Origin of the sequence: Archangium violaceum, from assembly GCF_016887565.1 — a bacterium.
Lineage (GTDB): Bacteria > Myxococcota > Myxococcia > Myxococcales > Myxococcaceae > Archangium > Archangium violaceum_B.
Genome location: NZ_CP069396.1, coordinates 10,293,006 through 10,305,676, shown reverse-complemented (window position 1 = coordinate 10,305,676; position 12,671 = coordinate 10,293,006). Strand labels below are relative to the sequence as shown.

General features: G+C 68.3%; 9 protein-coding genes and 1 riboswitch. Of the genes, 5 read left to right on the top strand and 4 right to left on the bottom strand.

All coding sequences use genetic code 11. The annotated features are described in order from the left end of the window. Positions 1 to 89 precede the first annotated feature (89 nt). Positions 90 to 1,925 carry a glutamine--fructose-6-phosphate transaminase (isomerizing) gene (gene glmS / locus JRI60_RS40970; protein ID WP_204221458.1) on the top strand — a complete coding sequence of 612 codons (1,836 nt, stop codon included), beginning with the start codon at positions 90 to 92 and terminating at the stop codon, positions 1,923 to 1,925. Between the two features lie 90 nt (positions 1,926 to 2,015). On the opposite strand, the gene JRI60_RS40965 is transcribed toward glmS, so the two are convergent. From JRI60_RS40965 to JRI60_RS40950, 4 genes are all read right to left on the bottom strand, one after another. Next, complete coding sequence (locus JRI60_RS40965; RefSeq protein ID WP_204221456.1) at positions 2,016 to 3,323, bottom strand: hypothetical protein; 1,308 nt, start codon at positions 3,321 to 3,323, stop codon at positions 2,016 to 2,018. Positions 3,324 to 3,473: 150 nt separating this feature from the next. Beyond that, complete coding sequence (locus JRI60_RS40960) at positions 3,474 to 4,526, bottom strand: ribonucleotide-diphosphate reductase subunit beta (RefSeq protein WP_204221455.1); 1,053 nt, start codon at positions 4,524 to 4,526, stop codon at positions 3,474 to 3,476. Beyond that, the gene (locus tag JRI60_RS40955) at positions 4,523 to 7,003 is read right to left on the bottom strand and encodes a ribonucleoside-diphosphate reductase subunit alpha (protein WP_430384346.1); all 2,481 of its coding nucleotides are present in this window, start codon (positions 7,001 to 7,003) and stop codon (positions 4,523 to 4,525) included. The genes JRI60_RS40960 and JRI60_RS40955 overlap by 4 nt, the downstream gene beginning before the upstream one ends. 163 nt (positions 7,004 to 7,166) lie before the next feature. Further along, positions 7,167 to 7,372: riboswitch (cobalamin riboswitch) on the bottom strand. A gap of 42 nt (positions 7,373 to 7,414) precedes the next feature. Then, positions 7,415 to 8,350 (bottom strand): serine/threonine-protein kinase, encoded by a 936-nt coding sequence (locus tag JRI60_RS40950; protein ID WP_239470021.1) that lies wholly within the window; start codon positions 8,348 to 8,350, stop codon positions 7,415 to 7,417. A 195-nt stretch (positions 8,351 to 8,545) separates the two neighbouring features. Between JRI60_RS40950 and JRI60_RS40945 the strand changes: the two genes are divergently transcribed. The 4 genes from JRI60_RS40945 (at position 8,546) to JRI60_RS40935 (ending at position 12,587) form a co-directional block, all read left to right on the top strand. After that, on the top strand, positions 8,546 to 9,307 hold the full coding sequence (locus JRI60_RS40945) for a hypothetical protein (RefSeq protein ID WP_204221453.1): 762 nt from the start codon (positions 8,546 to 8,548) through the stop codon (positions 9,305 to 9,307). Positions 9,308 to 9,415: 108 nt separating this feature from the next. Further along, positions 9,416 to 10,510: a recombinase RecA gene (recA, locus tag JRI60_RS40940; RefSeq protein ID WP_204221451.1), complete on the top strand. Its 1,095-nt coding sequence runs from the start codon at positions 9,416 to 9,418 to the stop codon at positions 10,508 to 10,510. Positions 10,511 to 10,700: 190 nt separating this feature from the next. Beyond that, a complete protein-coding gene (locus JRI60_RS54755) occupies positions 10,701 to 10,826 on the top strand; it encodes a hypothetical protein (RefSeq protein WP_275439061.1) in 126 nt (41 codons plus the stop codon). A 15-nt stretch (positions 10,827 to 10,841) separates the two neighbouring features. Then, positions 10,842 to 12,587 (top strand): ABC transporter ATP-binding protein, encoded by a 1,746-nt coding sequence (locus tag JRI60_RS40935; RefSeq protein ID WP_204221449.1) that lies wholly within the window; start codon positions 10,842 to 10,844, stop codon positions 12,585 to 12,587. Positions 12,588 to 12,671 lie beyond the last annotated feature (84 nt).

Below are 12,671 nucleotides of genomic sequence, written 5' to 3'. Positions count from 1 at the left end.
TGTCTCCCGGGTGACAGGTGTCGCCCGGTGTGGGTGGAACTGCCCCCGGAATTTGCAAACGGGGGCTCGGGCGTGAGAGGACGGACAACATGTGCGGCATTGTTGGGTACGTTGGGGATAAGGAGTCGGCTCCCATTCTGGTCTCCGGGCTGAAGAAGCTCGAGTACCGCGGGTATGACTCCGCGGGCGTGGCGGTGGTGCACCGCAACACGCTCAATGTGGTTCGCGCCACGGGCAAGCTGAAGAACCTGGAGAACCGGGTCCAGGCGGATACGCCCCAGGGCAATATCGGCATCGGCCATACGCGGTGGGCCACGCACGGGCGCCCCTCGGACGAGAACGCGCACCCGCACACCTATGGCGGTGTGGCGGTGGTGCACAACGGCATCATCGAGAACCACCTGGCGCTCAAGGAGGAGCTGCGTGCCAAGGGGCACCACTTCTCCTCGGAGACGGACTCCGAGGTCTTCGCCCACCTCATCTCCGATGAGCTCAAGCGGGGCGTGGATCTGCCGGACGCGGTGCGCGCGGCCATCGCCCAGGTGAAGGGCACCTACGCCCTGGCGGTGGTGACCACGAGCGACCCCAACCGGATCGTCTGCACCAAGGACTCCTCGCCCATGGTGCTGGGCCTGGGCCAGGGACAGAACTTCGTGGCCAGCGACGTGCCGGCGCTGCTCGAGCACACGCGCGACTTCGTCTACATGGAGGAGGGTGACCTGGCCGTCATCACCGCCGCCAGCGTGGACATCTACAGCCGCTCCGGCCAGAAGGTGAACCGGCCCACCCGCCGCATCGACTGGACGCCGATGATGGCGGAGAAGGGCGGCCACAAGCACTTCATGCACAAGGAGATTCACGAGCAGCCTCGCGCCGTGGCGGACACGCTGCGTGGCCGCATGCTCCTCTCCGAGGGCGATGTGCACTTCGAGGGCTGGAACCTGAGCGCCGACAAGGTCCGGGCGCTCACCAAGGTGACGATTCTGGCGTGCGGCACCTCGTGGCACTCGGGCATCGTCGGCAAGGCGATGATCGAGTCGCTGGCGCGCCTCCCCGTGGAAGTGGAGCTGGCCAGCGAGTTCCGCTACCGCGATCCCATCGTGGAGCCCACGCACCTGGCCATCGCCATCAGCCAGTCCGGCGAGACGGCGGACACGCTGGCGGCCTTCAAGGAGGCCAAGGCGCGCGGCGCGACGGCGCTCGCCCTGTGCAACGTCATCGGCAGCGCCATGACGCGTGAGGCGGACATCACCATCCTCACCAACGCGGGCCCGGAGATCGGCGTGGCCTCCACCAAGGCCTTCACCACGCAGTTGGTGGGCCTCTACCTGCTCGCGGTGAAGCTGGGCCGCATGCGTGGCACCCTCACCGTCAAGGCGGCCCAGGAGCACCTGACCGCGCTCACCGAGGTGCCCAAGATGATCGAGGACGTGCTCAAGTGCGAGCCCTCGGTCAAGCGCGTGGCGCGCGAGTTCATGGGCGCCCAGGACTTCCTCTTCCTCGGCCGCGGCCCCATGCACCCGGTGGCGCTCGAGGGCGCGCTCAAGCTCAAGGAGATCTCCTACATCCACGCCGAGGGCTACGCCGGCGGCGAGATGAAGCACGGCCCCATCGCGCTCATCGACGAGAAGATGCCGGTGGTGATCATCGCCCCCAAGCAGCCGCACGTCGCCTACGAGAAGATCATCGGCAACATCGAGGAGGTGCGGGCGCGCGGTGGCAAGGTCATCGCCATCATCGACGAGGATGACACGCACGTGGCCACGCTCGCCGACCACATCATCCGGATTCCCGCCGCCAGCGCGCTGCTCGCGCCGGTGGTGGCCACCATCCCGATGCAGCTCCTCTCCTACCACGTGGCGGATCTGCGCGGGAACGACGTGGACCAGCCGCGCAACCTCGCCAAGAGCGTGACGGTCGAGTAGTCCGCCGCGCCCGGACCGCAGCTCGGTCCTCATCAACGCCCGGGGATGCCTTTCGAGGCCCCCGGGCGTTGTCGTTTCCACCGCCAGGCTTCAGCGGCCGAACTGGATGACGTAGATGGGGCCATCACCGGTGACGGCGATCTCTCCCTTCTTGTTCGCCGAGGAGTCCACCGCGGCCGAGAATTCGTTGAAGCCGCGCGACCAGTCCACGCGGCCGTTGCTCAGGAGGAAGCGGGCGATGAACAGCCGCGCGTCGGGTTGGGCTACCTCGGAACCCGCGACGAGCACCCCACCGCGGTTGTCGATGTCGACGGAGACGAGCAGACCCGGCGTCTGCCGGGCCCAGCGCTCGTTGCCACTCCCCGTGAAGGCGAGCGCGATGCCGTTGGACGGAAAGTCCGCCGGAGCGGTGAACGTCCGCCCCCTGAACTCGAAGGAGCCGTTGAAGATGCCCACCGCGACGACGCGGTTGTCGCGCGCCGCGAGATCGAAGATGGCGCCCGTGCTGCCCTCGAGCCCGCGTGACCACTCGCCCTCGCCATCGCAGGAGACCTTGCGCAGGTAGGGCGTGCCGACCCCGCTGGGGAGCTCCGGGAAGCGGATGCCACCGAAGTAGAAGTTCCCGTGCTCGTCCGCGGTGAGCGCATCGGTCCTGGCCACCACGTCATCGACGAAGACCCATTCGAGTTCGCCCCGCGAGGAATACTTCGCGACGAACGCGTGGAAGTCCGCGCCCGTGATGGGGCCCTCGCCGAAGTCGAACTCGGTGGCGCCTTCCAGGGTGCCGGTGATGGCGATGCGGTCCTTCCTGTCCACCGCGACCTCCCGCGCGCGGGTGGGCAGCCGGAGCGCCCAGAGGGCATGTCCGTCCGGGTCGAGCTTCAGCAGGTGCTCGCCCATCGTCATCGTCACGCCATCCAGCACGAGCCGGCCGCCGACACTCAGGGAGAGCACGATGTTGCCCTTCGAATCGACCGTCATCGCGGCGCCAAAGGCGCCGGCTCCGGGCAGCTCGGCGGTGGGCTCGCCCGAGAGGATGATGCCCCACAGCAGGCTGCCATCGGGGGCGTACTTCGCGAGCCCCGCGATGCGCGAGCCCGATGCCGAGGCCGGTGGGCTGATGGGCCCGGCGCCGAAGTCGATGGGGCCGCCGATGTCCGTCACGAGGACGACGACGTTGCCTCGCGGGTCATGCCGGATGGCCACCGTCTCGCTCTCGGTGGTGGCGAGGATGTTCCGCACCCACTTCTGCTCCGGCGGGGTCGATTCCCGCCGGTGCTCCTGGGCGATCTCCTCCACCGCCTCGGTGGACGGCTCCACGACGACACCGCCGCAGGCCGATAGTCCCAACAGCATCAGGACCCCGCAGAGGCCCATCCCTGTCCATTGCCGTTTCATGGTTCCCCTCCTGCGGGAGCCGTGAGGACTCCCGCACCTCGAACGGTGCTCGTGGGGAGGAGGGGGAGCCGCTGTTCTCCAGGGATGTCGGGTGTCCTGGGATGAACAGCGGCGGCAGTTGGTCCGCCACCCAGGCCAGGGAGTTAGCGCTCAGAAGTTCGCGTCGAAGGTGACCTCTCCGGCGACTCCTACCTGGTACGCCGAGACGCGGCGCTCGAAGAAGTTCGCGAGCTCCTGCACGTCCTGCAGGTCCATGAAGCCGAACGGGTTCTTCGCCCCGTAGCGCTTCGGCAGCTCCAGCATCGCGAGCCGCTGGTCGGCCACGTACTCGAGGTACTGCCGCATCTCGCGCACGGAGAGTCCCGCGACGCCGAGCCCCAGCAGGTCCTCGGCGAACCGCAGCTCGCACGTCACCGCCTCGTCGAGCATGGTGGCCACTTGCCGCTCCAGCTCCGCGTCGAAGAGGTCCGGCTCCTCGCGGCGCACCGTCTTCACCACCTCGAAGGCGAAGGCCATGTGCGCGCTCTCGTCGCGGAAGACCCAGTTGGTCCCCGCCGCCAGCCCGTGCAGCAGCCCCCGCGAGCGCAGGAAGTACACGTACGCGAACGCCGCGAAGAAGAAGAGCCCCTCGATGCAGGCCGCGAAGCAGATGAGATTCAGCAGGAAGCGCCGCCGGTGCTCCCGCGTCTCCAAGCGCTCCAGCTCGTCAATGGAGTCCATCCACTTGAAGCAGAACGCGGCCTTCTCCCGGATGCTCGGGATGTTGTCGATGGCCGCGAAGGCCTTCGCGCGCTCGGCCGGGTCCGGCACGTACGTGTCGAGCAGCGTGAGGTAGAACTGCACGTGCAGCGCCTCCTCGTAGAGCTGCCGCGACAGGTACATGCGCGCCTCGGGCGAGTTCACGTGCTTGTAGAGGTTCAGCACGAGGTTGTTCGCCACGATGGAGTCGCCCGTCGCGAAGAATGCCACCAAGCGCTGGATGAGGTGCCGGTCCGCCGCCGTCATCTTCGAGCGCAGGTCGCCCACGTCCGTCGAGAAGTCCACCTCCTCCACCGTCCAGGTGTTCTTGATGGCGTTGCGGTACATCTCGAAGAAGGCCGGGTACTGCATCGGCCGCAGCGTCAGGTTCAGGCCCGGATCCAACAGGCGCGCACCCGTCTTCGGCGTCGCGTTGGAGCGCACCAGGGGCGTCACGGCGCTCATTGGCAGGCCTCGCAGCTCTCGGGGTTCTCCAGCGAGCAGGCGATGGCCTGCTCCTCCGTGGGCCTGGGGGCCGCCTGAGCGGGCGCGCTACCACCGGCCTCGGGGTGCGCCGTGCCATTCCGGGACACGTCGACGGTGGCCTTCGCGATGCGCGTCGCCGGACGCGAGCGCAGGTAGTAGGTCGTCTTCAGCCCCTTCTTCCAGGCGTACATGTACATGGAGCTCAGCTGCCCGATGTTCGGCGACTCGATGAACAGGTTGAGCGACTGGCTCTGGTCGATGAAGGCGCCCCGGTCCGCCGCCATGTCGATGAGCGAGCGCATCGGCAGCTCCCACGCGGTGCGGTAGATGGCGCGCACGTTGGCGGGAATCTCCCCGAGCGACTGGATGGAGCCCTCCGCCAGCTTGATGCGCGAGCGCATGTCCTCGTTCCACAGCCCCAGGGACTTCAGCTCCTCCACCAGGTAGCGGTTGACCTGGAGGAAGTCGCCCGAGAGCGTCTCCCGCTTGAAGAGGTTGGAGATCTGCGGCTCGATGCACTCGTAGCAGCCCGCGATGGACGCGATGGTCGCCGTCGGCGCGATGGCGATGAGCAGCGAGTTGCGCAGCCCCACGGACTTGATACGGGCGCGCAGCGCCTCCCACCGCGTGGGGTCCTCGGGCATCACTCCCCACGCGTCGAACTGGAGCTCGCCGCGCGCCGCGCGCGTCTCCTGGAAGCTCGGATGGGCACCGCGCTCGGCCGCGAGCTCCGCCGAGGCGGACAGGGCGTGGAAGTAGATGTCCTCGGAGATCCTCCGCGAGAGCGTGCGCGCCTCGGGGCTGTCGAAGGGCAGGCGCATCTGGAAGAACACGTCCTGCAGGCCCATCAGGCCGAGCCCCACCGGGCGCCAGCGCTGGTTCGAGCCCTTCGCCGAGTCGATGGGGTAGTAGTTGAGGTCGATCACCCGATCCAACTGGCGCACCGCGGAGCGCACCGTCCTCGCGAGCTTGTCCCAGTCGAAGGCCACGCCACCGGCGTCGTTCGCCAGCGTGTGCCGCGCGAGGTTGATGGAGCCGAGGTTGCAGACGGCGGTCTCGTCCCGTGAGGTCACCTCGAGAATCTCCGTGCAGAGGTTCGAGAGGTGGACGACGCGGCCCGGCAGCGCCGTCTGGTTGCAGGCCCGGTTCGACTTGTCCTTGAACGTCATCCAGCCGTTCCCGGTCTGCGCGAGCGTCCGCATCATGCGCCCGTAGAGCTCGCGGGCCTTCACCGTCTTGTGCGCGAGTCCCTGCGCCTCGGCCTTCTCATAGGCGCGCTCGAACGCCTCGCCGTACAGGTCCGTGAGGTGCGGCACCGCCTTCGGGTCGAAGAGGGACCAGTTCCCATCAGCCTCGACGCGCTTCATGAAGAGGTCGGGGATCCAGTTGGCGAGGTTCAGGTTGTGCGTGCGCCGGGCCTCGTCGCCGGTGTTGTCGCGCAGCTCGAGGAACTCCTCCAGGTCCGCGTGCCAGGTCTCCAGGTACACGCAGCAGGCGCCCTTGCGCTTCCCGCCCTGGTTCACCGCGGCCACCGACGCATCCAGCGTCTTCAGCCACGGCACGATGCCGTTGCTGTGCCCGTTGGTGCTCTCGATGAGCGAGCCGCGCGAGCGGATCCGGTGGTACGCCAGCCCGATGCCCCCCGAGAACTTCGAGAGCATCGCCACGTCCATGTAGCGCTGGTAGATGCTCGCCAGCTCGTCCTCGGGCGAGTCCAGCAGGAAGCAGGACGAGAGCTGCTCGTGGCGCGTGCCGGAGTTGAAGAGGGTGGGGGAGCTCGGCACGTACTCCAGCATCGAGAAGAGCCGGTAGAGCTCGAGCACGTCGGCGATGGTGTCCCCGAGCGCCACCGCGATGCGCATGAAGAAGTGCTGGGGCGTCTCGAGCACCTCGCGCGTCTGGGGGTGCTTGAGCAGGTAGCGGTCGTAGACCGTGCGCAGCCCGAAGTACTCGAAGAGGCGGTTGCGCGAGGGGTCGATCGCGTCGTTCAGCTTGCGGCTGTTCGCCGAGACGAGCCCGGCCACGCGCTCGTTCACCAGCCCGAGCCGGTGGCCCGCGGCGATGGACTGCGAGAAGGAGTGGATCTCCTGCCCGGAGACCTCCTTGTCGATGTACGTCGCGAGCAGCCGCGCCGCGAGCTTCGCGTACTCGGGCTCCTCCAGCGTCAGCGAGGCGGCGGTCTGGATGGAGAGCTGATCCAACTCCTTCGTCGAGGCGCCGTCGTAGAGGCCAGCGATCGTCTTCGTCGCCATGCGGATGGCGTCCACCTGGCGCAGCCCGTCGCAACACCGGCTGATCGCTCGGACGATCTTGTTCAGGTCCGCGACCTCGAGCGTTCCATTGCGCTTGCGCACCCGCATGGTGGTGGGGGGCGTGGGGGTCGTCTCGGAGGTGAGATGGGCGGGCAGGGGCGGCGCGCCCTGCTCGCGTCCCGGGATGTGGCTTCCGTTCAGCATGCTGCTCCTCGCGCACTGTCTGGGCCGCGAGCTGCGTTCGCGACCACGTGAACCCGAAGACACGAGGAGAAGAGACAGGCCGGGACCGCCACGGAATGAACCCGCGGCGCTCGGACCTCCCGCCTCCCCACGAGGCTTCCAGGTCGAGCTGCCGCTGGATTTCTCCCAGAGGCAGGTGCTGGCAGGTCTTCGGGCTCGCGAGCACTCGGCTGACGCCGGTTCCTAATACCGTCCGCTTCCCAGCCTCCCGGCCAGTGCGTGTGGGCGGATTCGTTCTCGCTTACCGCTGCGGGGGCAGCTCCGGATTCACACCGGATTCCCTTTCAAGCCCAGGCACTTGCCCGGGCACCAGCGACGCGCGCCAACCTATGGGCGGGTTCGGACGCTGTCAAAAGGATCTGCTCCGTCCGACTACGGGCGGCCCTTCTCCCGCTCCCAGAGTGCGAGAGAGAGGGCCTGTTGCATCGCGCTCTGTACCTCGCGCGCGCTGAAGGGTTGTCCGGTGTCCAACGCCCAGGTGAAGAGTGCTCCAGCGAACTCTCCCGCCGTGCGGTAGCGCTGATTCACGTCCGGTGCCAGCGCCTTGCGGATCACCGCCGCGAGCCTCCGGTCCAACGTGTCCGGCAGGTTCAGCTTCGCCGCCTGGATGGCCGCCATCACCACGTCCGGGTCGTCGCTGCCGCGCTCGAAGGGGTGGGCACCCAGCACCAGCTCGTGCAGGACGATGCCCAGCGAGAAGAGATCCGACGCCTGCGTCACCGTGTCCCCGCGCGTCTGCTCCGGCGACAGGTAGTGCAGCTTGCCCGCCGTCACCCCGTCCTCCGGCCCCAGGTCCAGCCCGCGCGCCTTGGCCACGCCGAAGTCACCGAGCTTCACCTCGCACTGCCCGGAGAAGAAGATGTTGGAGGGGTTCACGTCCCCGTGGACGAGCTCCAGCGGCCGGCCACTGCGCGTGCGCGCCTGGTGGAAGTACGCCAGCGCCCTCAGCGCCTCGATGCACACGTGGACGCCCATCGCCACCGGGATGTCGCGCCCCTGCTGGTGGTGCACCCGGAGCAGCCCTTCCAGGTCTCCACCGACCAGGAACTCCATGGCGATGAAGTAGCGCCCGAAGGCCTCGCCAATCTCCAGCCGGCTCACCAGGTTCGGGTGCTCCAGCAGGCCCATCAGGTCCGCCTCGTCGGCGAAGGCCTCCGCGCTGACGTCCTTGCGCATCAGCTTCAGCGCCACCTTGAAGGGGCTGCCCTTCTCGTCCCGCGCCTCCGCGAGGAACACCTCCGCCATGCCTCCCGAGCCCAGCCGCGAGCGGAGCACGTAGCGCCCGAAGCGACGCGAGGGGATTTCCACGGTCTTGGTGGAAGGTGGTGGGGGAGGGGGGATGGCCGGCAAGGTATCGTCACTCTAACGCTTCCCTGGAGGGTGGGGGGAGCTGTCCTCCAGGAGGCGGGACGGGGCCCGCTCGCGTCCGCTGCCGGAAGCTCCCGGGAGCGGCCTGGCGGGAAGCTTTGAAGGCGGGCGGAGCCGGCCGTTACAGTCCCGACCGTGTCCAGCACCACCCATACCCGCCCCCCCGGCTCCGGACCCCGCGAGGACCAGCCAGGATCGGAGGTGCCATCCCTGGCCCCCTGGGAGGCGCCGGACAGCGCTCCCGCACCTCTACCCCCGCGAGAGGCGATGCGGGCGGTGCCGCCCCTCGTCGAGCAGGCCCGGGCGGCCTCTGGCACCGAGCGCGCGGCCCTGGCGGGGCACCTCAACCGGGAATTGGAGGCGCTGGGGTCGGAGGGGGGCTCGCGCGAGGTGGCGGACCTGCTCCTTCATCTCCTGGAGAGCGGCCAGCTGGAGGGGTTGGAGGAGGCGGAGGGCCGGACGTGCCGGGGCGTGGCGGTCGAGACCCTGGTGGGGCTCGGCTACCCCTACGCGCTGGAGGTACGCCCCGAGGACCTGGAGTACCTGCGGAACCAGTCCCGGCCCACCCGGAAGGGGCTCCTGACGAAGGGGGCGCTGGCGGCGGGGGTGCTGGGGACGGGGTTCGTCGGCGAGTGGGTGTTCCTTCCCCCGGAGCTGACGGAGGGGAAGAGCGCCCTGGGGCTGCCCCTCTTCTTCCTCATGGGGCTGGCGCTGATGGGGCTGGTGACGGCACTGTGGGGTGATGAACGCTCGGACACCCGGCGGGCGGGCCTGCTGGGGCTGCTCGTCCTGTCGGTCGTTCAGCTATACCTGGGCAGTCTCGGTGGTTACTACGGGACCCTCAGCGGGGTGGGCGGACTGTTGGCCTGGCTGCTCCTCTTGCTGCCTCGGCGCTGAACGCCGTGGGTCATGTCAGAGGGATGGACTAGGGTCTTCACATCGCGTACTAAACGCGAGTTCAGGTGGGCCGGGGTGGCTCGCCGCATACGCAAGGAGCAAGACGAAATGGCCGTGAATCCAGAGAAGGAGAAGGCGATCGAACTGGCGATGTCCGCTGTGGAGCGCCAGTTCGGTAAGGGGTCGATCATGCGGCTCGGCAACGAGGAGCCGCTGGTTCGGGATGTTCAGGCCATTTCGACGGGAAGCATCTCGCTCGACATCGCGCTGGGCGTCGGCGGCGTGCCCCGGGGTCGTATCGTGGAGATCTACGGGCCGGAGTCCTCCGGTAAGACGACCCTCTGCCTCCACATCGTGGCCGAGGCGCAGAAGCGCGGCGGCGTGGCCGGCTACATCGACGCCGAGCACGCGCTGGACATCGGCTACGCGCGCAAGCTGGGCGTGCGCACCGATGACCTGCTGCTGAGCCAGCCGGACACGGGCGAGCAGGCCCTCGAAATCGCCGAGATGCTGGTGCGCTCGGGCGCCATCGACGTGCTGGTGGTGGACTCGGTGGCGGCCCTGGTGCCGAAGGCCGAGCTCGAGGGCGAGATGGGCGATGCGCACATGGGCGTGCAGGCCCGCCTGATGAGCCAGGCGCTGCGCAAGCTCACCGGTACCATCAGCAAGAGCCAGACGTGCGTCATCTTCATCAACCAGATCCGCATGAAGATCGGCGTGATGTTCGGCAACCCCGAGACGACGACGGGCGGTAACGCGCTGAAGTTCTACGCGTCGCAGCGCCTGGACATCCGCCGCGTGGGCGCCATCAAGAATGGCGAGAACGTGGTGGGCAGCCGTACCCGCGTGAAGGTGGTGAAGAACAAGGTGGCGCCTCCGTTCAAGGAGGTCGAGTTCGACATCATGTACGGCTCGGGCATCTCGAAGGAGGGAGACCTCATCGACCTGGCGTCGAACGACGGGATCATCGAGAAGAGCGGCAGCTGGTTCTCCTTCAAGGGAGAGCGCATCGGCCAGGGCCGTGAGAACGCGAAGGACTACCTGCGCGACCACGCGGAGGTGTCCAAGGACGTGGAGCGGCAGGTGCTGGAGAAGTACGGCATCGGCAAGCCGGCGGTCGCGGCGGTCGCGGCTCCCGCCGAGGGCGAGGTGCCCGCCGAGGGTCACACCGAGAAGCGCCAGCGCGTGAAGGCCGTGAAGTAGTCCGAGCCTTCAGTGCCTGAAGTACCCAGGGGCCGTCTCCCGCGAGGGGGACGGCCCCTTACTATTGTGTCCTCCCGGCACGCCTGCTCCCCGAGCAGGCATGGTGCAGGAGCGGTGGGACTCGCTTAGGATGCCGACCGCCGCGTCCTGGCTGGCACGAGGGAGTCACGTGATGGAGGAGGAGATCTCAGTGGTCGGCCTGACGGAGGACATGTGGATCCACTCCGTCCTCATCGCGAAGTTGCGCGAGACCGCTCGGGAATCGCTTCGCCTCATCGCCCAGTACTCCTCCGGCCGGTATCAGCCCGCCGCCTGACAGCCATCGCCCCCCATGTCCAAGGTCTCTTCCCCTGTCCTCCTGCGCCGCATCCTGAGCCTGACCCGCTCGGAGAGGCGCGCCCTGTCCGTGGGCATCTTCTTCCTGCTGCTTGGCAGTGGCATGACCCTGGTCTTTCCGCAGGCCCTGCGCTTCATCATCGATGAGGCACTCGGATCGCGGAACCAGGCCCTCATCGACCGGGCCGCTCTCGGGATGATCGCCGTCTTCGCGTTGCAGTCCAGCTCCGAGGCACTGCGTTTCTACTTCTTCGTCAGCGCCGGCGAGCGCATCGTGACGCGGCTGCGGCATGACCTGTTCTCCAGCCTCGTGTCCCAGGAGGTGGCCTTCTTCGACGAGCACAAGACAGGGGAGATCACCAGCCGGCTGACCGCGGACACCCAGGTGCTGCAGAACGCGGTGAGCGGCAACATCGCCACGGCGCTGCGCAGCGGGGCCCAGGCGGTGGGGGGGCTCGCGCTGCTCCTCTACACCTCGCCCCTGCTCACCCTGCTGATGCTGGCCATCGTGCCCCCCGTGGTCGTCGCGACCGTGCTCTTCGGCCGCCGCATCCGGCAGACCTCCCGCAAGGTGCAGGCCGCGCTGGCCGAGGCCAACGGTGTCGCGGACGAGGTCTTCTCCGGCATCCGCACCGTGCGCGCCTTCGCCGCCGAGCGCCATGAGGTGGGGCGCTACCAACACAGCCTGGAGCACGCCGTCGAGCTGTCCAACGAGCGCTCCCGCCTGTCCACCGCCTATGTCGCCAGCACCTCCTTCGCGGGCCTCGCCGCCGCGTCCGTGGTGCTGTGGTACGGCAGCCGGTTGATGCTGCGCGGCGAGTTCTCCATGGGCAGCCTTACTTCGTTCCTCGTCTACTCCGTGATGGTTGCTACGGCCCTGAGTGGGTTGACGGACATCTGGGCGGACCTCATGCGCGCCTCGGGCTCCGCCGAGCGCGTGTTCGAGATGCTCGATCGTCAGCCCTCCATGCCCTCGACCGGCGGCGAGCGCATCCGCGAGCTCCGCGGCCTGGTCGAGTTCCAGGCCGTGCGCTTCGCCTACCCCTCTCGCCCGGATGTGCCCGTGCTCCAGGAGATTGATCTGGTGCTCCAGCCGGGTGAGGTGGTGGCTCTCGTCGGGCCCTCGGGCGGAGGCAAGTCCACCCTCGCCGCGCTGCTGGCGCGCATGTACGACCCGCAGGGCGGGCGTGTATTGGTCGACGGCAAGGAACTGCGTACGTTGGATCCCGAGTGGTTGCGCCAGCAGATCGGTTCGGTGGCGCAGGAGCCGATGCTCTTCTCCGGCCCCATCGCGGACAACATCCGCTACGGCCGCGCCGACGCCACGGATTCCGAGGTAGAGGCCGCCGCTCGCGCCGCCAACGCGCATGAGTTCATCTCCCGCTTCCCCGAGGGCTACCGCACCCTGGTGGGCGAGCGCGGCGTGCAGCTGTCCGGTGGGCAGAAGCAGCGCATCGCCATCGCTCGCGCGGTGCTCAAGAACCCGCGCCTGCTGGTGCTGGACGAGGCCACCAGTGCGCTCGACGCGGAGAGCGAGCACCTGGTGCAGGAGGCCCTGGAGCGGTTGATGAAGGGCCGCACCACGCTCATCATCGCCCATCGTCTGTCCACGGTGATTGGCGCGGACCGCGTGCTGGTGCTCGAGGGCGGCAAGGTGGTGCAGAGCGGTGACCACGCCGCGCTCATGGGCCAGGAGGGTCTCTATCGACGTCTGGTGGAGCGTCAGTTCGTGGCCGCCTGAAGTGGTCCCGTGTATGTCCCCTCTCCCTCTGGGAGAGGGCTAGGGTGAGGGTAGGTGTCCCGGTCTTCCAACCCATGGACCTCG

Bases quoted from the DNA above. Each gene is read 5' to 3' on its own strand.
- JRI60_RS40965 (WP_204221456.1), bottom strand. From the start codon at position 3,323: ATGAAACGGCAATGGACAGGGATGGGCCTCTGCGGGGTCCTGATGCTG.
- JRI60_RS40955 (WP_430384346.1), bottom strand. From the start codon at position 7,003: ATGCTGAACGGAAGCCACATCCCGGGACGCGAGCAGGGCGCGCCGCCC.
- recA (WP_204221451.1), top strand. From the start codon at position 9,416: ATGGCCGTGAATCCAGAGAAGGAGAAGGCGATCGAACTGGCGATGTCC.
- JRI60_RS40960 (WP_204221455.1), bottom strand. From the start codon at position 4,526: ATGAGCGCCGTGACGCCCCTGGTGCGCTCCAACGCGACGCCGAAGACG.
- JRI60_RS40935 (WP_204221449.1), top strand. From the start codon at position 10,842: ATGTCCAAGGTCTCTTCCCCTGTCCTCCTGCGCCGCATCCTGAGCCTG.
- glmS (WP_204221458.1), top strand. From the start codon at position 90: ATGTGCGGCATTGTTGGGTACGTTGGGGATAAGGAGTCGGCTCCCATT.